At 60.7% G+C, this 20,942-nt stretch carries 17 protein-coding genes; 7 read left to right on the top strand and 10 right to left on the bottom strand.

The annotated features are described in order from the left end of the window. Positions 1 to 666: 666 nt before the first annotated feature. The 6 genes from glcF to NH234_RS12870 form a co-directional block, all read right to left on the bottom strand. Positions 667 to 1,899 carry a glycolate oxidase subunit GlcF gene (gene glcF / locus NH234_RS12845; protein WP_367256803.1) on the bottom strand — a complete coding sequence of 411 codons (1,233 nt, stop codon included), beginning with the start codon at positions 1,897 to 1,899 and terminating at the stop codon, positions 667 to 669. A 3-nt stretch (positions 1,900 to 1,902) separates the two neighbouring features. Next, the gene (gene glcE / locus NH234_RS12850) at positions 1,903 to 2,967 is read right to left on the bottom strand and encodes a glycolate oxidase subunit GlcE (protein WP_367256805.1); all 1,065 of its coding nucleotides are present in this window, start codon (positions 2,965 to 2,967) and stop codon (positions 1,903 to 1,905) included. Then, the gene (gene glcD / locus NH234_RS12855; protein ID WP_367256807.1) at positions 2,967 to 4,466 is read right to left on the bottom strand and encodes a glycolate oxidase subunit GlcD; all 1,500 of its coding nucleotides are present in this window, start codon (positions 4,464 to 4,466) and stop codon (positions 2,967 to 2,969) included. Before glcD ends, glcE begins: the two co-directional genes overlap by 1 nt. Before the next feature lie 38 nt (positions 4,467 to 4,504). After that, positions 4,505 to 5,344, bottom strand: a complete 840-nt coding sequence (yghU, locus tag NH234_RS12860) for a glutathione-dependent disulfide-bond oxidoreductase (RefSeq protein WP_367256809.1) — start codon at positions 5,342 to 5,344, stop codon at positions 4,505 to 4,507. 129 nt (positions 5,345 to 5,473) lie between these two features. After that, positions 5,474 to 6,973 (bottom strand): glycine betaine/L-proline transporter ProP, encoded by a 1,500-nt coding sequence (gene proP / locus NH234_RS12865; protein ID WP_367256811.1) that lies wholly within the window; start codon positions 6,971 to 6,973, stop codon positions 5,474 to 5,476. Positions 6,974 to 7,115: 142 nt separating this feature from the next. Next, positions 7,116 to 7,961, bottom strand: coding sequence for a helix-turn-helix transcriptional regulator (locus NH234_RS12870; protein WP_367256812.1), 846 nt, complete (start codon positions 7,959 to 7,961; stop codon positions 7,116 to 7,118). Positions 7,962 to 8,056: 95 nt separating this feature from the next. Here NH234_RS12870 and NH234_RS12875 point away from each other — a divergent pair, with 95 nt between their 5' ends. From NH234_RS12875 to NH234_RS12885, 3 genes are all read left to right on the top strand, one after another. Further along, positions 8,057 to 9,013, top strand: a complete 957-nt coding sequence (locus NH234_RS12875) for a threonine dehydratase (RefSeq protein ID WP_367256814.1) — start codon at positions 8,057 to 8,059, stop codon at positions 9,011 to 9,013. A gap of 102 nt (positions 9,014 to 9,115) precedes the next feature. Further along, positions 9,116 to 10,660, top strand: coding sequence for a methyltransferase regulatory domain-containing protein (locus NH234_RS12880; RefSeq protein WP_367256815.1), 1,545 nt, complete (start codon positions 9,116 to 9,118; stop codon positions 10,658 to 10,660). 198 nt (positions 10,661 to 10,858) lie between these two features. Continuing rightward, positions 10,859 to 12,394, top strand: a complete 1,536-nt coding sequence (locus NH234_RS12885; RefSeq protein WP_367256817.1) for a diguanylate cyclase — start codon at positions 10,859 to 10,861, stop codon at positions 12,392 to 12,394. 48 nt (positions 12,395 to 12,442) lie between these two features. Here the strand turns inward: NH234_RS12885 and NH234_RS12890 are convergent, their stop codons facing one another. Then, the gene (locus NH234_RS12890) at positions 12,443 to 13,564 is read right to left on the bottom strand and encodes an alkene reductase (RefSeq protein ID WP_367256819.1); all 1,122 of its coding nucleotides are present in this window, start codon (positions 13,562 to 13,564) and stop codon (positions 12,443 to 12,445) included. Between the two features lie 109 nt (positions 13,565 to 13,673). Continuing rightward, positions 13,674 to 14,351, bottom strand: a complete 678-nt coding sequence (locus tag NH234_RS12895) for a type 1 glutamine amidotransferase domain-containing protein (protein WP_367256821.1) — start codon at positions 14,349 to 14,351, stop codon at positions 13,674 to 13,676. A 211-nt stretch (positions 14,352 to 14,562) separates the two neighbouring features. Here NH234_RS12895 and NH234_RS12900 point away from each other — a divergent pair, with 211 nt between their 5' ends. Beyond that, positions 14,563 to 15,147, top strand: a complete 585-nt coding sequence (locus NH234_RS12900) for a TetR/AcrR family transcriptional regulator (RefSeq protein WP_085733036.1) — start codon at positions 14,563 to 14,565, stop codon at positions 15,145 to 15,147. A gap of 4 nt (positions 15,148 to 15,151) precedes the next feature. On the opposite strand, the gene NH234_RS12905 is transcribed toward NH234_RS12900, so the two are convergent. After that, complete coding sequence (locus NH234_RS12905) at positions 15,152 to 16,408, bottom strand: PucR family transcriptional regulator (RefSeq protein WP_367256823.1); 1,257 nt, start codon at positions 16,406 to 16,408, stop codon at positions 15,152 to 15,154. A 248-nt stretch (positions 16,409 to 16,656) separates the two neighbouring features. On the opposite strand from NH234_RS12905, the gene NH234_RS12910 reads away from it, so the two are divergent. The 3 genes from NH234_RS12910 to NH234_RS12920 are packed head-to-tail and all read left to right on the top strand — an operon-like array spanning position 16,657 to position 19,994. Continuing rightward, the gene (locus NH234_RS12910; protein ID WP_367256824.1) at positions 16,657 to 16,926 is read left to right on the top strand and encodes a YtcA family lipoprotein; all 270 of its coding nucleotides are present in this window, start codon (positions 16,657 to 16,659) and stop codon (positions 16,924 to 16,926) included. Positions 16,927 to 16,935: 9 nt separating this feature from the next. Then, entirely contained in the window at positions 16,936 to 17,988 is a 1,053-nt protein-coding gene (gene mdtN, locus NH234_RS12915) for a multidrug transporter subunit MdtN (protein ID WP_367256826.1), read from the top strand. Continuing rightward, entirely contained in the window at positions 17,985 to 19,994 is a 2,010-nt protein-coding gene (locus NH234_RS12920) for an FUSC family protein (protein ID WP_367256828.1), read from the top strand. Before mdtN ends, NH234_RS12920 begins: the two co-directional genes overlap by 4 nt. Here the strand turns inward: NH234_RS12920 and NH234_RS12925 are convergent. Beyond that, positions 19,991 to 20,929 carry an AraC family transcriptional regulator N-terminal domain-containing protein gene (locus tag NH234_RS12925; RefSeq protein ID WP_367256830.1) on the bottom strand — a complete coding sequence of 313 codons (939 nt, stop codon included), beginning with the start codon at positions 20,927 to 20,929 and terminating at the stop codon, positions 19,991 to 19,993. The genes NH234_RS12920 and NH234_RS12925 overlap by 4 nt on opposite strands. Positions 20,930 to 20,942: the final 13 nt, after the last annotated feature.

Genomic DNA, 20,942 nt, shown 5'->3' on the forward strand with positions numbered 1-20,942 from the left:
GAACAAAAAAAGCCCGTTTCAGTCGAAGCCAAAACGGGCTTTTTCCCGCATCGACAACCGTTACTTCAGGTTGTCAAAGTGGTCTCGCAGGAACTCGTAAAAGCGAAACGCTTGAAACGATCTCCATACGAGGCTCAGCGTACGCAGCAAAAGCTTCATACGTTTTGGCCTCCAGGTCGGGGGCCAGATCTCCAGCGCACTTACCGGACCATGTGTGCCTTCGGACATAAACGTCAGTTCTGTCCATGAGGTGGCCGGTTGTGATCCCTCCGAGCCATCATTCCGGCACGGGTGCAAAACCGTGTCGAAGGGCATGAAACCGTTATGGTTCCAGCCAAACCTTATGGACATACTGGCGAATGAGCGCTGGCATATTAACCTGTCTTATGGCGGGATTTTGAGGATCATGGATAAAGGTTTTATATGTTTTGTAATTCGTTATTTCTGTCAGCGTGTTTTGGGGTGGTTAACGTCCGTCAGCATCTTCCTTGACTTCGTGTAGCACGCAAAATAACGTTGCAACGAAGACCAAAGATTAATAGTATTCCGGTACGTCAGTTCTGTCCGTGAGACAAAACAGGCCCCAGCCGCAAACTGAGGCCTACCGAAAAACCGCCCCGCAAAGGCGGTTTTTTTTCGCCCATCGTTTGGCTGTCGCCAGCAATCCTACGCGTCGCTCACCAAGGGCATCGCGGCATCCACCAATTCGATCCAGTGCCTGACCGGTGTGCGTCCAGCGCCGTCGAGGTGTGCCTGGCAGCCAATATTGGCGGTAGCGATGACATCCGGATGGCCGCTTTCCAGTGCATTGAGCTTTTGGTCGCGCAGTTGCCGGGCCAGCGCCGGTTGCGTTATCGAATAGGTGCCCGCTGAGCCACAGCACAGATGGGCGTCCGGCACGGTCGTGAGATTGAAGCCCAGCCGGGTCAGCACCGACTCCACCGCGCCGCCGAGTCTCTGTGCATGTTGCAAGGTGCAGGGGCAGTGGAAAGCCAAGCGCTGATCGGCATGAATGCCAAGGGACTCGAGCGGTTCCTCACGCAGTACTTCCACCAGATCTTTCGCCAGTGCACTGACGGCTTTCGCCTTCTCGGCATAGGCCGGGTCGCTGCACAGCAGGTGCCCGTAATCCTTGATGAACGCACCACAACCGCTGGCAGTCTGCACGATCGCTTCGGCGCCTTGTTCGATGGCCGGCCACCAGGCGTCGATATTCCTGCGGGCGCGCTCAAGTCCATTGGCCTGGGCATCGAGGTGATAGTCCACGGCGCCGCAGCAGCCGGCATTCAGCGCCCGAGTAATGCCGATCCCCAGTCGATCCAGCACCCGTGCCGCCGCCGCGTTGGTGTTGGGCGACAGACCCGGTTGCACGCAGCCTTCAAGCATCAACACCTGGCGGGCATGCCGGGTTACCGGACGGCACTCGGTTGCAGAAGTGCTGCGCGGCAGTTTGGTTTGCAGAGTCTCGGGCAGTAGCGCGCGGAAGATCTGGCCAGTACCGAGCAATCCCTTGAACAGAGAGGCATTGGGTGCCACTGCGCGCAAACCTCCTCGCAACAAGCGTTGGCCGATGGGTCGCGGTACGGCGGCATCAACGACGGCGCGGCCGATATCGAGCAGGTTGTGGTAATCCACCCCCGAGGGGCAGGTGGTTTCGCAATTGCGGCAGGACAGGCAACGATCCAGATGCAGTTGGGTTTTGCGGGTGACCTCGTTGCCTTCCAGCACTTGCTTGATCAGGTAGATGCGTCCCCGTGGGCCATCTAGTTCATCGCCGAGCAACTGATAGGTCGGGCAGGTCGCGTTGCAGAAACCGCAGTGCACGCAGGTGCGCAGGATGCTTTCGGCTTCTTCGGCGCGTGGCAGTTGCCGAGCCTCTTCGCTGAAAGTGGTTTGCATGGCTCAAAGCTCCGCGTACAGACGACCGGGGTTGAAGATGCCCCGGGGGTCGAGTTGTTGCTTGAGGCGACGGTGATAGTGCAGGAGGGCGGGTGGCAGCGGATGAAACGGCGCGTCGATCAAGCCATGGCTGTAGCAGGTAGCATGGCCGCCAACAGCCGAAACCACCTGGCGAATCAGAGCAGCTTCGGCGCCTGATTTTAGCCACCGCTGTGCGCCGCCCCAGTCGAGCATTTGTTCACCGGCCAAGGCCAGCAGCGGGGTGTTGTTCGGCACCGACAGGCGCCACAGGGGCTGGTCCTCGTCGAAAAAGTCCAGGCGCTGTTCATTCAGATCTGCCCAATAAGTCCCATCGAGCAGTTCGCCACCGAGCCGATCACGGGCCGCCGCCACCGAGCCTTCGCCACCTTCCAGACGCAAGTGCAGACGCTGCCCATCGTGGCAGGCGGCGCTGATCGGCAACGGTTGTTGGCCCCATTCCGCCAGGCGCTGCAAGGCACGCTCGCTGTCCATTTCCAGGCTGATGCTCAGGCACTCACGGGGTTTGGGCAGGACCTTGAGTGAGACCTCGGTAATCACTCCCAGCGAACCGTAACTGCCGGCCATCAGCCGCGACAGGTCATAACCGGCGACGTTTTTCATGACTTCACCGCCAAAGCGCAGGTGCTTGCCATGACCCGTGATGATCCGCGTACCCAGCACGAAATCCCGAACCGACCCCGACCACGGCCGCCTCGGGCCCGACAGTCCGCTGGCGATCATCCCGCCCACCGTCGCATCGTCGGCGAAGGCCGGTGGTTCGCATGGCAACATCTGTTGTGACGCATCCAGTACCGCCAGCAGTTCGCTCAGCGGTGTGCCGCAACGTGCGGTGACCACCAGTTCCGTCGGGTCGTAGCTGACGATGCCGCGATGAGTGCGAGTGTCGAGGATTTCTCCGGCAACGACCCGCCCCAGAAACGCCTTGCTGTTGGCGCCCTGAATCCGCAAGGGCGTGGCGTCCTGCAACGCCCGATTGACCTGATTGAGCAGCGCGGCGCTGTCGTCGACATCCTTTTCTCGGACCATCAGAAACGCTCCAGCTCGGGAAAGGGCAGTTGCCCGGCATGAATATGCATGGCGCCGAATTCGGCGCAGCGGTGCAACGTCGGGATGTTCTTGCCCGAATTGAGCAGACCGCCGGGATCGAACGCCGCTTTGACGGAGTGAAACAGGGTCAGCTCATCGTTGTTGAACTGCGCGCACATCTGATTGATTTTCTCCCGGCCCACGCCGTGCTCGCCGGTGATGCTGCCGCCGACCTTTACGCACAATTCGAGAATCTTGCCTCCCAGGGTTTCGGCGCGTTCCAGCTCGCCGGGTTGATTGGCGTCGAACAGGATCAACGGGTGCATGTTGCCGTCGCCGGCATGAAACACGTTCGCCACTCGAAGGCCATATTCGCCAGACAACTGCGCAATGGCCTGCAACACACCGGGCAGTTCGCGGCGCGGGATGGTGCCGTCCATGCAGTAATAATCCGGCGATAAACGGCCCACGGCCGGGAAGGCATTCTTGCGGCCGGCCCAGAATCGTACGCGCTCGGCTTCGTCTCTGGCCTGACGTACTTGCGTCGCTCCGGCGTTTTCCAACACTTGGCGCACGCGGATGCAGTCATCGTGGACGTCGGCCTCCACGCCATCGAGTTCACAGAGCAAAATGGCTTCGGCGTCCACCGGGTACCCGGCGTGGATGAAGTCTTCGGCGGCGCGGATCGCCAGGTTGTCCATCATTTCCAGGCCTCCAGGAATGATGCCGGCGGCGATGATATCGCCCACCGCGCGGCCGGCATTTTCCACGGAATCGAACGCGGCCAGCAAAACTTTGGCGGTTTGTGGCTTGGGCAGCAGTTTGACCGTGACTTCGGTGATCACACCCAGCAGGCCTTCGGAACCGGTGAACAGCGCCAGCAAGTCGAAACCCGGAGAGTCGAGCGCATCGGAGCCGAGCGTGAGGTGTTCGCCCTCGACGGTCAGGATCTCGACCTTGAGCAGGTTGTGCACGGTCAGGCCGTACTTGAGGCAATGCACGCCGCCAGCATTTTCCGCCACATTGCCACCGATGGAACAGGCGATCTGCGAGGAAGGATCCGGCGCGTAATACAGGCCGAACGGAGCGGCAGCCTGGGATATCGCCAGATTGCGCACGCCGGGCTGAACCCGCGCGGTGCGGGCGGCCGGATCGATGTGCAGAATGTTGTTGAAGCGCGCCATCACCAGCAGCACACCTTTTTCCAGCGGCAACGCGCCGCCGGACAATCCGGTGCCGGCACCCCGGGCCACCACCGGCACGTTCATCTCATGGCAGGTGCGCAAAATGCCCAGCACCTCATCCGGATGCCGGGGCAAAACCACCAGCAGCGGGGTGGTGCGATAGGCGGACAAACCGTCGCATTCGTACGGGGCGAGATCCTCGCGCTGATGCAGGATTTCCAGTGCCGGCCACCGGGTTTGCAGCACCTGCAACAGCGCGGCTTTATCGACGTCCGGCAGGGCGCCGTCGATCTGTTCGTCGTAGAGAATGTTCATGCGGGCGCCCCTTGGTTTTTGTTATCGGGTGCGAGCGATCAGTCTAGATCAGCAGCCTCATGTCGCTCCGGCACCTGGCTCGCCTCATCGCCCCAGGTCCGATTGACGCGTTGCCCACGAATGACCGCAGGCCGTTTGGCGATGCCCTCGGCCCAGCGTTGCACATGAGTGTATTCGTGCGCCGACAGGAATTCGGCCGCGCCGTACACGTTGTTGCGCACCAGTTGCCCGTACCACGGCCAGACCGCGATATCGGCGATGGTGTAGCTCTCGCCGGCAAGGTAAGGACTCTCGGCAAGACGTCGGTCGAGCACATCCAGCTGACGTTTGGCTTCCATGGTGAAACGGTCGATCGGGTATTCGAGTTTCTCCGGCGCATAGGCATAAAAGTGCCCGAAGCCGCCGCCCAGATAGGGCGCCGAGCCCATCTGCCAGAACAGCCAGTTCAGGGTTTCGGTGCGGCCGGCGAGATCGGTGGGCAGGAAGGCGCCAAATTTCTCGGCGAGGTAAAGCAGGATTGAGCCCGACTCGAAAACCCGGATGGCCGGCTCGACACTTCGATCAAGCAGTGCCGGAATCTTGGAGTTCGGGTTGATCTCAACGAAGCCGCTGGAAAACTGATCGCCTTCACCGATGCGGATCAGCCAGGCATCGTATTCGGCCCCTGTGTGCCCGAGGGCCAGCAACTCTTCCAGCAGGATGGTGACCTTGACGCCGTTGGGCGTGGCCAGCGAGTACAACTGCAATGGATGCTTGCCGACAGGCAGGATTTTGTCATGGGTCGGTCCGGCAATCGGGCGATTGATGTTGGCGAACTGGCCGCCGGACGGAGCGCTGTGTTTCCAGACTTTGGGTGGTACGTAAGGCGCTTTGCTCATGAAACGGACCTCATCGTCAGGTTGCTGAAGGGGCGTGAGCCGGCGGAAAAAAAACCGGCTCCTGACGAACAGAACACCACAGAAGGGCGTTTGAATTCCACCCTGTTGTCCCATCAACTCTTTATATCGTTATTCGATTCGCGGGTGCTGCTGCACAAGGTGCTCGCGTTTGGCCTCCAGCGCGGCGATTTCGGCGTCGATGTCTTCGATCTTCTGTTCGATGTTGTCGTGGTGTTCCTGCAGCAGTTCCTTGGCTTCTTCGATATCGGAGGCCGCAGGTGCTGCGCCGCGTAGCGGTTTGTTGGCGGTTTCCTTCATGGTCACACCGGTGATCAGCCCGATGATGGCGGTCACCATCAGGTAATAGGCCGGCATGTACAGGTTCTGGGTGCTTTCCACCAGCCAGGCGACGACGGTCGGCGTCACACCGGCGATCAGCACCGAGACGTTGAAGGCACTGGCCAGCGCGCTGTAGCGAATGTGAGTCGGGAACATCGCCGGCAGCGTAGAGGCCATGACACCAATGAAAAAGTTGAGTACCACGGCCAGTATCAGCAGGCCGGAAAAGATCAGGCCGATCTTGCCGCTGTTGATCAGCATGAACGCGGGAATGGCGAGGATGAACAGACCGATGCTGCCGAAGATGATGAAGGGACGACGGCCGATCTTGTCGCTGATGAAACCGATCGCAGGCTGCACGAACAGCATGCCGACCATGATCGCGATGATGATCAGCACCCCGCGATTTTCGCTGTAGTGCAAGTTGTGCGACAGGTAGCTCGGCATATAGGTGAGCAGCATGTAGTAGGTGACGTTGGTTGCCGCCACCACGCCGATGCAGGTCATCAGGCTGCGCCAGTGTTTGGTGGCGACTTCCTTGAACGACACTTTCGGGCCGCCGGCCAGGCCTTCGCGGTCACCTTGTTCAAGCTTTTCGACATGCTGCTGAAACGCGGGGGTTTCTTCGAGCGCATGGCGCAGGTAGAGACCGATCATGCCCAGCGGCAAGGCGAGGAAGAAGGGCAGGCGCCAGCCCCATTCCTGGAATTTTTCTTCGCCGATGATCGTGGAAATCAACACCACCACGCCGGCGCCGAGGACGAAACCGGCGATGGAACCGAAGTCCAGCCAGCTGCCGAGGAAACCGCGTTTGCGATCCGGCGCGTACTCAGCCACGAAAATCGAAGCACCGGTGTATTCGCCTCCGACCGAAAATCCCTGGGCCATTTTCGCCAGCAGCAGAAGGATCGGTGCCCAGATGCCGATCGAGGCATAGGACGGGATCAACCCGATGGCAAAGGTGCTGAGCGACATGATCACGATGGTCGCCGCGAGAACTTTCTGCCGTCCGTACTTGTCCCCCAGCGCACCGAAGAACAGTCCGCCCAGCGGCCGGATCAGGAACGGCACCGAGAAGGTTGCCAGTGCCGCGATCATCTGTACGCCGGGATCGGCGCCGGGGAAGAAGACCTTGCCCAGCACGTAGGCAACGAAGCCGTAGACGCCGAAGTCGAACCACTCCATCGCGTTGCCCAGTGCAGCGGCCGTAATGGCTTTGCGCATCTTGGCGTCGTCGACAATGGTGATGTCTTTCAGTCCGATCGGGCTGACGTTTTCCTTTGGTTCCATGGGATTCACTCTGCATCTGATCTGTCTTTGTGCAAACCGCGCGGCCCGGTGAGGCTTTAGCCAGAGCGGTTTGCCGTGACCGATGCCATCTCTGTGATGGCACGGTTTCTTCCTGATCAGATACAAGTGGACACGAAAAAATTCACCACTGATTTGGTTTTTTGCCAATGGCCGGATTGTGACGCGATCCTGCGCGCAATTGTGCCGGACTCACGCCAAGTCGCTGCTTGAACGCACTGGTCATGTGCGCCTGGGAATTGAAACCGCAGGCGAGGGCGATTTCCGCCAGGCTGGCCGTGGAGTCGCGCATCAGCGCTCGAGCGCGGGCCAATCGCCGGTCGATCAGGTAGCTATGGGGGCTTTTGCCGGTGGCCTGTTTGAAGGCGCGAATGAAATAGCCTTCGGACAATTCCAGCAGTTGCGCCATGGTTTGAATGCCGAGCGGACCGTCGAGGCCGGCGTCGATGAATTCGTCGAGCAGGCGCATTCGGTTGCCAGTCATCGCGACTTGGCACGGTGACCTGTCTTTACCTTCGACGCGCTCGGCCAATGCGAGCGCCCAGGTTTCCCAGTCATCGTCCACTGAAGCATTCAACAAGGCACGGCGCATTCGCGAAGCAAGGTGAATGGCCTGCGAGTCGATGCGATTATTGAATGCTTGCTCACCTGCCAGCGCAATGCCGTCGGTGCGGACCACCCGCAGGTATTCACCACCCATCGGTGACTCGGACATCACGTCACAACCGACAGGCACAAACGCCAATCCATTGGGCATGGCATCGAAGGGGCGAACCCGGTCGCTGCCAATGGCGTGTACGCCGCGCTGGCTGTCGAAGGCAAAACCGATGGCCGACTGCGCCGCCACATAGCGCGTCGCGTACGCGGCACCGGGCAGCAATTCGATTGCCCACGGGCCGGTCTCGATACGACGGACCGGTTCCGGGGCAACGGGTGATGGCTGGCGGTTGCGATGGCTCATGAACGCCATAGTAGTGAAGAGCCGGGACAAAAGTCAGGTCAGTTTTTTGAAAGCCGACGTGATGTGCCTGTGCCTAGACTGGGGTCACGCACAAGGAGATTCCCATGCATTCACTCACTCGCGAAGACATCGAACAGGCTGCCCGCCAGGTTTACCAGGTCATGCCGGCCACTGCCCAATACCGCTGGCCATTGCTGGCCGAGCGGCTGGGCTGCACGGTGTGGGTCAAGCACGAAAACCATACACCCACCGGCGCGTTCAAGGTGCGCGGCGGCATCACCTTCATGCACTGGCTGCGCCGCGAACATCCCAACGTCAAAGGCATTGTCTCCGCGACGCGTGGCAATCACGGGCAGAGCCTTGCGCTGGCAGCCAGTGCAGTCGGATTGAAGGCGTTGATCGTGGTGCCTGAGGGCAATTCGCTGGAAAAGAACAACGCCATGCGCGGCTTTGGCGGCGAAGTGGTCGAGTACGGGCGGGATTTCGACGAGGCCCGTGAGGAAGCGGCGCGCCTGGCGCTGGAACATGGACTTTATCTGGTGCCACCGTTCCACACCGAACTGGTCAAGGGCGTGGCGACCTACGCGCTGGAACTGTTCAGCGCGACACCGGATCTGCACACCGTCTACGTTCCCATCGGCTGCGGCTCAGGCATTTGTGGCGTGATCGCCGCCCGCGATGCGCTGGGGCGGGATACCCAGGTCGTAGGTGTAGTGTCGACCGAAGCGGCCGCCGCCAAGTTGTCCTTCGCGGCGAAAACGATCTGCGAGACCGCCTCGGCCAATACCTTTGCCGACGGGCTGGCCGTGCGCAAGCCGATTGCCGAGGCGTTCGATGTCTATGGGGCCGGTGCTGCACGAATCGTGTCCGTCAGCGAGAGCGAAATCGCCGAAGCCATGCGCGTGTATTACACCGATACCCACAACCTCGCCGAAGGTGCCGGCGCCGCCGCGCTGGCCGCATTGATGCAGGAGCGGGACAGGATGCAGGGCAAAAAGGTCGGGGTGATTCTGTCTGGAGGCAACATCGACCGGTCGGTGTATGCGCGAGTGATCGGCTGATAGACGACGGCTGGCTGCGGGTGTCGCTTTTGCGCTTGTGATTCGCCCTGAGTACCCCTTATAAGTTCGACTTTCACTTTCGATATAAAAAGGGTGTCACGCATGAGCAAAGCCTGGAACGAAGGTTATTTCACCGACGAAGGCTACACCTACGGGTATAGCCGGGAGATCAATCCGGTTTTCCAGCGCTATTGTTTGTTGTTGCGTGGTTTCGCCACGCTGGAGAGCACCGACGGCTATCACTGCGAGCTGGGTTTTGGCCAGGGCGTTTCGATCAATATCCATGCGGCGGGTAATCCGGGCACCTACGTCGGTACGGATTTCCATCCGGGCCAGGCCGCCCATGCCATCGGGCTGGCGAACGACTGGGGCAGCGATGCGCGGCTGTATGACGACAGCTTCGAGCAACTGCTGGCCCGCCATGACCTGCCGCAGTTCGACAGCATCAGCCTGCACGGCATCTGGACCTGGGTCAGTCGTGACAACCACAAGTTGATCGTCGAGTTTGCCCGTCGTCATCTCAAACCGGGCGGTCATGTATACATCAGCTACAACTGCTTCCCGGGCTGGTCGCCGCTGGCACCGTTGCGCCAGTTGTTCAGCCTGCATGACCGCTTCGCCACACAAACGTCTGCTCGCCCGGATCAGCGTATCGATGCTGCGCTGCAGTTCTCCGAAGCATTGTTGGCGGCCAATCCGAACTATGCCAATTCGGCGCCTCACCTGGACGCCAAGCTCCAGAGCATCAAAGGCCAGAATCGCCAATACGTCGCCCATGAATACTTCAACCGCGACTGGAATTGCATGTATTTCACCGACGTGGTCGATGCCCTGGCCCCGGCCAAGCTCGACTACGCCACCACCGCCGTTCCGCTGGACACGGTGGACCCGCTCAACCTGAGCGCCGAAGGCATGGACTTTCTGGAAGGCATCGAGCATCCGGTCATGCGCGAGCAGGCGCGTGATTACTTCGTCAACCAGAACTTCCGCCGTGACCTCTACGTGCGCGGGGCCAACCGGCTGTCCGCCAGCGAGCACCGCGAACGCATGCTCAGTACCCGTTTTGTCCTGATGCAACTGGCAGACAGTGTCGCGGGCAGCGTCACGGGGCCCGCAGGCTCAGCCACGTTGCAGGCAGAGATTTACGGCCCGGTGCTCGATGCGTTGGCGGACGACGGCTACGTGCCGAAAACCCTGCGCCACTTGCTGGAGGCTTCGCCTTCGCTGAGTTTTGGCGATGTGGAGCAGGCCATCAATGTGTTGATCGCTATGGGGGCCGTGGCGCCATGCCAGAGTGAAGCGGCCGAGAAGCTGGCGCAGACACGCTGCAATACGCTCAATCTACAACTGTGCAGACGCTCGCTGTTCGATCACAAAATCCAGGTCTTGGCCAGTCCGGTGACGGGTGGTGGCGTGACAGTCAGCCGATTCCAGCAGTTGTTCCTGATATCGATCAAACAAGGCAAGACCCGCCCAGCCGAGTGGGCATTGCTGGCGTGGGGCATCATTGGCGGCCAAGGTGAAGGACTGCTCAAGGACGGCAAAGCGCTGACGACTGCCGAGGAAAATATTGCCGAGCTGACCGAACAGGCCGAGGCGTTTGCCGGGCAGTCGCTGATCATTCTCAAGGCGCTGAAAATCGTCTAGCGGCAAAAAAGTCTTATGGGGTCCGGTTTTTTCATCGAGCCGTCCGATCATCGAACAGTTCATCGGGGGCCCGACACGCCGTTGCTGCGTCTTCGATGGACTGCTTGTATCCTGCGCAGCCCGGGACATACGGTCGCTGTTGTGGCCCCGGTCCGACAACGGCCGTGACGGAAAACGGACTTTCCAAAAGGTACTGATGTGAAGCGTGATACCCACCTCGTGATGCTGTTGCTGTTTATCATCGGTTGCTCCCTGGCGTCGCTGACCATCTGGAAGGTGCTGAGCTCCCGGGAGCGGGCGCTGGACGAGGTGAACGTCCACGGGTTGAACCTGACCCAGGCGCTCGCGACCTATTCCGAAGGCATCGTTCGGCAAAGCTCGCTGCTCTTGCTCGGGCTCGTCGAGCGTCTGGAAACCGAGGGCAGCGGCCCCGCGCAGATCGAACGGCTGAATGCGCTGGTCAACCGTCAGCAACCGCTGATGCCGCAGCTCAGTGGCATCACCGTCTACGATAATCGCGGCCACTGGCTGATGTCCTCCAACCGACCGATTCCGGCCGGGGTCAACAGCAGTGACCGGGACTATTTCATCCATCACCGTGACGATCCTTCCCGCGAGCCCTTCATCGGCCCGCCCATCCGTAGCCGCTCGAATCAGGAGTGGGTGATTACCGTCAGTCGCCGCTTCAATGACGCGCGCGGAGAGTTCGCCGGTGTGGTGGCGGTCACCCTGGGGGTCGAAAACTTCCTGCGACTGTTCGGCAAGCTCGACGTGGGGCAGGAAGGCGCCATCGGTCTGTCCTACACCGACGGTACGCTGCTGGTGCGTTATCCCTTTCGCGAACAGGACATGGGGCGCAATTTCTCCAAGTCGCCCATTTATGCGAAGTACCTGGTGGATCAGTCGGTGGGCACCGCGTCCTTCACGTCCAGCCTCGACGGGGTGGAGCGGCTCTACGCGTTTCGCAAGAGTGAAAAGCTGCCGCTGATCACCACGGTCGCGCTCGGCAAGCGCGAAGCACTGGCGGCGTGGCGGCTGGAGGCGCTGCTGTCGATCGTGGTGGTCGCATCGTTGCTGGGGCTCACTGGCGTGATCGGCTGGTTTCTCATTCGTGATATACGTCGACGGACCCAGGTGGAAGGGGAGTTGCGGCTCACTCAACAGCAGTTGCTGGGATCAAACCGGCAGCTGGAATTGTTGGCGATGAAGGACGCGCTGACGGGCCTCGCCAATCGTCGCTGTTTCGATGAAACACTGGCCATGGAAGCGCGCCGTGCTCAACGTGACAGGACATCGCTGGCCTTGCTGATGATCGATATCGACTACTTCAAGCTGTTCAACGATTCCCAAGGGCATGTTGCCGGCGACGCCTGCCTTCAACGGGTGGGAAAAGTGCTTGAAGCCTGTGTGCGGCGACCGTCGGATCTGGTGGCACGCTATGGCGGGGAAGAGGTGGCGATCATCATGCCCGACACCGATGGCGAGGGGGCGTCGGTCGTGGCACAACTGATTCTGGAGCGACTGACGCAAGAGCACATTGCTCACCCGGCGAGCCCGTTCGGTCGGGTGACGGTCAGTATCGGCGTCACCGCGGCGGCGGGTCCACAACTGGCCGTGGTGCAAGCGCTGATCGAGACGGCAGATCAGGCGCTGTATCAGGCGAAGACCACAGGGCGGAACCGGATGGCAAGGGTAGCTCCCGGCGACAGTTCCCGTTCACCACTGCCAGTGTGAGCGGTGCTGAACGGGCGGGTGTTGCGCCTTACCGATAAGCGGCAGTCATCACGCGTACTCGGGGTAGTCCACATACCCTTCGGCATTGCCACCGTAGACCGTGGCCGGATTCAGTGAATTCAGCGGCCAGTCATTGGCGATGCGCGCCGGCAGGTCCGGGTTGGCCATGAACGGACGACCGAAGGCCACGAAATCCGCCAGCCCCGAATCGAGCAACTGCGCACCGGATGCTGCGGTGTAGCGTCCGGCGTAAATGATCGCGCCGCTGAAGGTGTCGCGCACTGCCTGACGGAACGTTAGAGGCATCGCCGGGGCATCGTCCCAGTCGGCTTCGGCGATGGACAGGTAGGCGATGCCCACGTCCTGCAGCACCTTGATCGCTTCGATGTAAGTGGTGTGCGGATCTTCCTCGACCATGCCCAGGTAGGTACGCGCCTCGTCGGTGGTGGTGAACAGCGGGGCGAAACGCACACCGACTTTTTCACGACCGATGCACTCGGCAACACCAGCCACCACTTCACGTAAAAAGCGCAGGCGATTGTGCAGCGAGCCGCCGTACTGGTCGGTGCGCAGATTGCTGTGGGCCGAGATGAACTGGTTCACCAGATAACCGTTGGCGCAGTGCAGTTCGATCCCGTCGAAACCTGCCTCCATGGCATTGCGCGCGGCCTGGATGTACAGCTGAACCAGTTCCTGCACTTCATCGGTGGTCAGTGCGCGAGGGGCGGACGGTGGCACCAGGGCGCCGGCACCAGGCGCGGTTTCGATGAACACGCTGACCCGGTCGGTGGCTACCGCAGAGGCCGAAACCGGTGCGGCACCGTCGGGTTGCAAAGCCGTATGGGACACGCGCCCCACATGCCAGAGCTGGGCGAAGATCACGCCGTCCCGGGCGTGGACAGCCTCGGTGACTTTGCGCCATCCGGCGACTTGCTCGGGGGTATGAATGCCGGGTGTCCACGCATAACCTTGGCCGCGCGGCTCGACCTGCGTGCCTTCCGTTACCAGTAAACCGGCGCCGGCGCGTTGCTGGTAATAATCGGCCATCAATTCATTGGCAACGTTGCCAGGCTGGGTGCTGCGCTGGCGGGTGAGGGGCGGCAGCACGATGCGGTTTTTCAGGGTGTGCAGACCCAAAGTGCCGGGTTTGAAGAAACTGCTGTGATTCATGGATGTGCCTTGATTGGAATTTATTAGACCAGTCGACTAGTGGTCGGGCCAAAAAAAAAGACGCCGTGCAACACGCGCACGGCGTCCGGGTGGATGACGGCTGAAAATGTCAGCCGAGCAGCTTCAACAGTTTCTCGGCGACAGCGGCGGAGCTGGCTGGGTTCTGGCCGGTGACCAGTTTCCCGTCAGTCACCACGTGCACCTGCCAGTCGGCGACTTTGGAATAACGGGCGCCGAGGCGCTGGAACTCGTTTTCGACCAGGAACGGCACCACATCCGTCAGACCGACAGCCGCTTCTTCAGAGTTGGTGAAGCCGGTGACGTCACGATCCTTGACCAAGGCTTTGCCGTCAGCGCCGAGCACATGCCGCAGCACCCCCGGGGCGTGGCAGACGAAACCATGAGGTTTGTTACTGCGGGCGAAGGCTTCGATCAGGGCAATCGAATGCTTGTCTTCGGCCAGATCCCAGAGCGGGCCGTGGCCACCTGGATAAAACACGGCATCGAAATCCTCGGCGCTGACATCGGCCAGGCGCCCGGTATTCGCCAGCGCTTGTTGCGCCGCCGAATCCTTGCGGAAGCGGTCGGTTTCAGCGGTCTGGGCGTCGGGTTCGTCGCTTTTCGGATCCAGCGGTGGCTGGCCGCCAGCGGGCGAGACCAGGGTGATATCGGCGCCGGCGTCCTTGAAGGCGTAGTAGGGGGCGGCGAACTCTTCGAGCCAGAAGCCGGTTTTCTTGCCGGTGTTGCCGAGCTGATCGTGGGAAGTCAGAACCATCAAGATTTTCATAGAGCACCTTGGGTGGGTCGGGTGTCGTGGCTGTGCGAGGGATTCGCACACGATCGACACCGGGGAAAGGGTTTGTCGGGGCGCAGCATAGATTTCAATTAGACCAGTCGTCTAGTAATTTTTTATCCGCATGTTTTTCATGGACTGGTGTGGCAAACTCCCGTTCCTTCGAGTTAAACGACTGGTCTATTGCCTGGTAATCTGCGCCCCGATGAAACCGACCTACGACGACACCCGCCAACACCTGCTCGACACCGGCCACCGGATGATGGCCGAAAAGGGCTTCACCAGTGTCGGCCTGAACGAGATCCTGCAAACCGCCGGTGTGCCCAAGGGCTCGTTCTATCACTACTTCAAATCCAAGGAGCTGTACGGCCAGGCGCTGCTTGAGGATTACTTCGTCTGTTACCTGGCCGACATGGAGCGGCGCCTGACGCTGCCCGACCTGAATGCCCGCGAGCGGCTGATGGACTACTGGCAAGGCTGGCAGGACCGCTGCACGCTGGAGGGGCATGGTGACGAGTGTCTGGTGGTGAAGCTCAGTGCCGAGGTGGCCGATCTGTCCGAAGCCATGCGCCTGACCTTGCGCGATGGCGCCGAGCGCGTGGTGGCGCGCATCACCACTTGCATCGAGCAGGGCCAGGCCGATCAATGCCTGCCCGACGGCGATGCCCGGCAACTGGCGGAAACCCTCTATCAGCTGTGGCTGGGGGCGAGTTTGTTGAACAAGTTGCAACGGACCGGGCAGTCGCTGGACACGGCGATGACGACCACCAGGCGACTGTTGGACGCCTGAACTTTCAGCGCTCTTGTCCCTTGCTGATCGAATGCCGGCGAAGTTTCAGAGCCGTGTCCAGCCGGCTCACCCAGTTGATGTCATTCAGATCCGCGCCCAGCAGGTTCTCGATGCGCCCTGTCCGGTAATTGAGGGTGTTCGGGTGGATGCCGAGGGTCTTGGCGGTCTGGGCGCGGTGACGGCCGCTTGAGAAAAACGCTTCCAGTGTCAGCAGCAGGTCGGGTTCATGGCTGAGCTGCTCGATGAGCGACATCAGGTATCTGAGAGTGTTGTCGTGGCTGCGCACGCTGTCTTCGATCAGCACGCTTGAATAGCGTCTGACACGTACTTCGGCCCCGTTGAATGGGAACAGGTCGATGGCCTTGATCGCTTCTTCCGCCGTGCCGACCCAGCCGGCGATCCCCTGATTCAGCAGACCGATGCCGATACCACGCAACGACGGCAGCAACGCCGGCAGTGACGCGGCGCTTTCGCTCATGCGCTGGTCGCATTGCGTGAGGGTTTCGCCTTTGATGCCCGGCAGCCAGATCACCAGTCTGTCGCGGTACCAGACGCGGATCAGTTCCTTGACGGGAATCTTCAGGTGCCGGGCAACCTGCAGGGTCATACGGTCGAATTCGTCTTCGCGCTGCAACGGCTGGACAGGGCGCAAGGGCAGTTCCAGCGCGAGCGCCACGCGGGGCGTGCTGGCGTCCAGGCCGAGTGCCAACAGGGTGTCTTCGAATCCTTCGGTATCGTGCGGTGAATGCAACAGGAAGTGATAAAGCCGCTGATGCAGATGCTCCCTCCAGCGAACTTTCTGAATCTGTTCTTCCAGATACGCCTGGACCACTTCTTCGGCAATGTCGTCGAAGAAGTCGAACATGTAGCCGGAAATCTGCAACAACAGTTCCTTGCTTAATGCATCGTCGTCTCTGGCGAGTTCCAGGTAGCCGCTCCAGATCTCGCGAACGCCAAGACTGAACCCGCGCATCAGCGATTGCAGGGGCACACCCTGATGGACGCGCCGGCAACCGATCTCCTTCAGCGTTCGGCGAGTGTCCTGCGACAAGCCCTCGCCGGTCAGCAGCGTTTCGCACCACAGGCGCGCGGTGTAGCTCAGGGAGTTTTCCAGATCCTTGCGGGCTTCGGGTGTGAGGTCTTTGTAGCCTGCCATCCCGTTGAGCTGGTGGTTGATCTTTGCGGTGAGCAGGGAAGGGGTGTTCGCAAACTCTCGGGTGATCGTTGCAAGTCGAGCGCTGAGGGTGGGAATGGGCGTCATTGCGTTCACCTTTTGGCGCCTGAAAGTGTCGATTTCACTCGCGGGCGAGTGTCTGTGCGCGCTCTATACTCTTACGTTCACCAGGCCAGTTCAACAACGCTTTTAGCCCGGTTTTGCGGTTGTTTACTGTCACAACGAAGTTATGTTTTTTTCCAATATCGGGGCCGTGGCCGGATCGGTAAGGTGCGCAGGTCAATTCCTTGCCCAGAGGTTCCGGTTTGCGTCAGTCGTCACTTGCGAAGGTAGACATGCCTTCATTCGATTCCGTCAGGCTGGCACTGATACCTGTCGTTCTCCTGCTCAGTGGATGCTCCACGTCCCCCTCGCTTGTACTGTTCGGTGCGGCTTTTCCCGACTGGCTGTTCTGCATTGTCGGCGGCGTTGTGGCGACCACGGTGATCCACGTGATACTGGGCAGATATTCGCTGCGCGAACGCATTTCTCCTCTGGCACTGAGTTACCCGGCACTGACCGGACTCCTGGCGATGCTGTTGTGGCTCGTCGTCTTCCACGGATGAATGCCCGCCATGAATAAACCCGACGCAAAACCGCATTCAAGCCGTGTGCCGGCGCTGCTGATCGTGCTGGCGGCGTTCCTGCTGCTGGGCTACGTGCTCTGGCAAACCGAAACCCGGCCCAGTACCGATGATGCCTACGTGTATGCCGACACCATCGATGTCGTTCCGGAAGTGAACGGCCGGATCGTCGAAATGCCGGTGCGCGATAATCAGTTGGTCAAGCAGGGCGATCTGTTGATCCGCATCGACGCGCGTCCCTATCAGGACGCACTGGATCAGGCCCGGGCGCGGCTGGTGACCCTCAATCAGCAGATCGGTCTGACCCAACGCAGCGTGAACGCCCAGCAATACGAGGCCGCATCGGCGGTGGCATCGGTCGAACGGGCGAGGGCGCAGGCCACGCAGTCCAACGACACCCTTCAACGTTTGGAGAAATTGCTCGCCAAGGGCTACGTGTCCGTAGAGGCGGTGGACCAGGCGCGGACGGCCCAGCGTTCGACGGCTGCCGAACTCAACGCCACCCGATTGCAGGCGCAACGAGCCGGAGCCGCCGTCAGTGGCGTGGATGCGCTGGTGGCGCAGCGGGCCGAAGTCGAGGCGCAGATTTCCCTGGCCGAACTGAGCCTGGAATTCACCGAAGTGCGCGCACCTTTCGACGGGCGAATCGCCTCCTTGCGCACCACCGTCGGCCAGTTCGCCTCGGCCTACAAACCGATCTTCACACTGATCGATACACGCCACTGGTACGTGGTGGCGAACTTTCGCGAGACCGATCTGAAAGGCATCAAGGCCGGCACGTCCGCCACGCTTTATCTGTTGGGCGACACCGGCAAGCGCTTTCAGGGCCGGGTGGATTCGCTCAGTTTCGGTGTGCTGCCGGATGACGGCGGAACCGTGGTCGAAGGCCTGCCGCGTGTCCAGCGCACCATCAACTGGGTCCGGGTTTCGCAACGGTTTCCGGTGAAGATCTCGGTGCAGGATCCCGACCCGGAACTGTTCCGCATCGGCGCCTCGGCCGTCGCGGTGCTGCGCCCTGACGAATCGGCCAAGACCGGCCAATGAGTCGCTCGGCGGAAGACTGGAACCGGAGCGGTCTGGAGCGCCTGTACCGGTTTCTGGTCGATGAGCTTCAGCCCTATCCCGGTCGTATGAACCTTCTGTTGCGCACGCTGCTGGGCAGTGCGCTGGTGATCATCATTTCGATGACCCTGCAGGTTCCGTTGCTGGCGTTATCGCTGATCGTGGTCTTCTACGTGACGCAGACCAACGTGGTGCTGACCCGCATGGTCGGGGTGCTGTTCCTGGTCGGTGCGACGCTGGCGATCGGCCTGACCATCCTGCTTCTGAAGTTCACCTATGGATACCCGCTGCTGAGAATTCTGGGGGCGAGCGTGCTGTTTTTCTGCAGTGCGTATCTGATACGGGTCACGCGGATTGGCGTGGTGTTTTTCGTGGTCGGCATTGTGGTGATCTATGCCCAGACCTTCGTCGACCTGACCGATCAGGCCGAGGCCGTTTTGCGTCTAGTGCTCTGGGTGTGGGTGGCGGTCAGTTACGCCATCGGCCTGACGTTGTTGGTCAACACATTGCTGTTGCCGGCGGAGCCTGTCAGGCAATTGCAGAATCATCTGCGCTCCCAGTTGCTCACGGTTGCCCGGTGTCTGAGTGGCGAGCAGAGCGGGGCGGCGTTGGGTGCCGCCGCGATTCAGCGCAGCGTATTGGCGTCGCAACAACTGTTGCGATTCGCCTGCATGCGCGACGCCGATTATCGCAGTCAGCAGGCCGCACATCTGGCGCGCATCAGCAGTATTTCCCGACTGCTGACGCTGGCGGCTCACCTGCCGCCGCCCACAGCGAATGCACGGGCCACCGAGTTGTTGCATCAGGCAGTGCTTGATCTGGAGGCTTCTCTGGGAACGGGTCAAGCGCCTGAAGGATTGTCTGCCCTTGATCAGATCGATACGTCCGGTCTGCCCGGCGTGTACGAGGAAATGCGCCTGGAGTTGTTGTCTTTTCTCAATGTGCAGGCGGCTGACAGCGCCCCGGAAACCAAGGCGAAGGGGCCGCCGATGTGGGTGCCGGATGCCTTCGAAAACCCGGTGTACACACAGTTTGCCGTCAAGACGCTGCTGGCCGCATCGCTTTGCTATCTGTTCTACATGGGCACGGACTGGCAAGGCATCCACACCATCATGCTGACCTGCCTGATCGTCGCTCAACCCAGCCTTGGCGCCACCGGGATGCGCGCGACGTTGCGTGTCGGTGGTGCGTTGGTGGGCAGCGCTTTGGCATTGGCGATGGTGATTCTGGTGGTTCCGCACATCGACGGGATCGTCGGCCTGTTGTTCATGTCATTGCCGGTGATCGCGCTCGGCTCCTGGATCGCCGCTGGCTCCGAGCGAATCAGCTACGCCGGTGTGCAGATCGTATTCACCTTTGCGCTGGCGTTACTGGAGCAGTTCGAACCCAGCACCAACCTGACGGAGATTCGTGATCGCATCATCGGTGTGCTGCTGGGTGTCGGGATCTCCCTGTTGATTCACGCCTTTCTATGGCCCGAGGCGGAGGGTGAAACGCTGCGCCAGCGATTGGCGACGCTGGTTGGCCGGCTCGCGGATTCGCTGAAAACGAGGCGAACACCCGATGAGGCACCCCGTGATTTGCGGGTGTGGAGTGAGTTGGCCGATTGCCAGGCGATGGTGGCCCGAGTTGCACTTGAGCCCGGTTGGCAGGTCGCCGAGAGTCATCAGGAAGTGCTGGTTTTTCGTATGCAGGAATTGCTGGTGCGACTCAGAACCATCGCCATGACAATCGATGCGCTTCAGGTGGAACTGGCTCACGGTCAGTCGCAAGGCGAGGCCTGGCTGACATCCCTTGAACTGTGCAACGAAACGGCCGCCGTGCTGGCTGACTACGCGCAGCAACTGAAAGGTCAGCAGGGTTTTGCAGTCGCGAGCGGGGAGCTGGAGCGCTTGCGGGAATACGCCAGCGCAAGGCTGGCAGACGATGTACTGAAAGTGCATTTTCTTCAGTTGTTGGCGAGTGTGGAAATCCTGCCCGCCAGTTAGTGCGACGAAACATACTCCGAGGGTGTAGTCTGCGCAGGCAAGGCGTAAGTCGCCTTCATCCACTCGATCTCCGCCTGCGGCGTTCTGCCAAAGAAGCGTTTGAACTCGCGACTGAATTGCGAGGCGCTTTCATAACCCACGTTGAACGCCGCTGCCGAAGCGGTCATGGCGTTGCGCAGCATCAACAGCCGCGCCTGATGCAAGCGTGTCGACTTCAGATATTGCATGGGTGAGGTGTCCGTCACGCCGCGAAAGTGCAGGTGAAAATTCGGCACGCTCATGCTGGCTTCATGGGCGAGTTGCTCGACGTCCAGGCGCTCCTGATAACAACTGTGGATCTTGCGGATCGCCCGGGTCACCTTGCCGAAATGCCCCTGTCGATTGAGCGCGGCACGCATCGATCCGCCTTGTTCGCCTGTGAGAATGCGGTAGTAGATTTCTCGCAGCAGCGATGGCCCCAGTATCTGCGCGTCCCCCGGAATGCTCATTGCTTCAAGAAAACGCAACGTCGAAGTGCGGAGCTTGTCGTCCATCGGTGAGGCGTACATGCCCTTGGGTTGCGCATCGTTTGCGCCGTGAAGGTCATCCACTTGCTGCATCAGCTCGCTGGCCAACTGGAAGTCGAGGTGCATGTAGATCGCGAGCATCGGCTCGGCCTCGGTGGCATCGGTTTCCATGGTGAAGGGGATCGGCACGGACACCACCAGATAATGCTGGGCGTCGTAAACGTAGACGTCATCGCCCAGATAACCGCGTTTCTGGCCCTGGCAAAGAATCACGATGCCCGGGTCGTACAGCACCGGTGTGCGGGTCAGCGGCCGGTTCGAACGCAGGAAGCGCACGCCTTCAAGCGCACTGAGGTTATAGCCCTCAACTGGTGCGAGGGTTTCCATGAGCTGCACCATGCGCGAGGTGCCTGCGTCGGCCTGCTTCATTGCGTTCTCTCTA

The sequence above is a fragment of the Pseudomonas sp. stari2 genome (genome assembly GCF_040760005.1).
GTDB lineage: Bacteria > Pseudomonadota > Gammaproteobacteria > Pseudomonadales > Pseudomonadaceae > Aquipseudomonas.

Excerpts from the sequence above, each read along its gene's own strand:
- NH234_RS12870 (WP_367256812.1), bottom strand. The coding sequence starts at position 7,961 with ATGGCGTTCATGAGCCATCGCAACCGCCAGCCATCACCCGTTGCCCCG.
- NH234_RS12905 (WP_367256823.1), bottom strand. The coding sequence starts at position 16,408 with ATGACGCCCATTCCCACCCTCAGCGCTCGACTTGCAACGATCACCCGA.
- proP (WP_367256811.1), bottom strand. The coding sequence starts at position 6,973 with ATGGAACCAAAGGAAAACGTCAGCCCGATCGGACTGAAAGACATCACC.
- glcF (WP_367256803.1), bottom strand. The coding sequence starts at position 1,899 with ATGCAAACCACTTTCAGCGAAGAGGCTCGGCAACTGCCACGCGCCGAA.
- glcE (WP_367256805.1), bottom strand. The coding sequence starts at position 2,967 with ATGGTCCGAGAAAAGGATGTCGACGACAGCGCCGCGCTGCTCAATCAG.
- mdtN (WP_367256826.1), top strand. The coding sequence starts at position 16,936 with ATGAATAAACCCGACGCAAAACCGCATTCAAGCCGTGTGCCGGCGCTG.
- NH234_RS12920 (WP_367256828.1), top strand. The coding sequence starts at position 17,985 with ATGAGTCGCTCGGCGGAAGACTGGAACCGGAGCGGTCTGGAGCGCCTG.
- glcD (WP_367256807.1), bottom strand. The coding sequence starts at position 4,466 with ATGAACATTCTCTACGACGAACAGATCGACGGCGCCCTGCCGGACGTC.
- yghU (WP_367256809.1), bottom strand. The coding sequence starts at position 5,344 with ATGAGCAAAGCGCCTTACGTACCACCCAAAGTCTGGAAACACAGCGCT.
- NH234_RS12900 (WP_085733036.1), top strand. The coding sequence starts at position 14,563 with ATGAAACCGACCTACGACGACACCCGCCAACACCTGCTCGACACCGGC.
- NH234_RS12880 (WP_367256815.1), top strand. The coding sequence starts at position 9,116 with ATGAGCAAAGCCTGGAACGAAGGTTATTTCACCGACGAAGGCTACACC.
- NH234_RS12875 (WP_367256814.1), top strand. The coding sequence starts at position 8,057 with ATGCATTCACTCACTCGCGAAGACATCGAACAGGCTGCCCGCCAGGTT.
- NH234_RS12910 (WP_367256824.1), top strand. The coding sequence starts at position 16,657 with ATGCCTTCATTCGATTCCGTCAGGCTGGCACTGATACCTGTCGTTCTC.
- NH234_RS12925 (WP_367256830.1), bottom strand. The coding sequence starts at position 20,929 with ATGAAGCAGGCCGACGCAGGCACCTCGCGCATGGTGCAGCTCATGGAA.
- NH234_RS12895 (WP_367256821.1), bottom strand. The coding sequence starts at position 14,351 with ATGAAAATCTTGATGGTTCTGACTTCCCACGATCAGCTCGGCAACACC.
- NH234_RS12890 (WP_367256819.1), bottom strand. The coding sequence starts at position 13,564 with ATGAATCACAGCAGTTTCTTCAAACCCGGCACTTTGGGTCTGCACACC.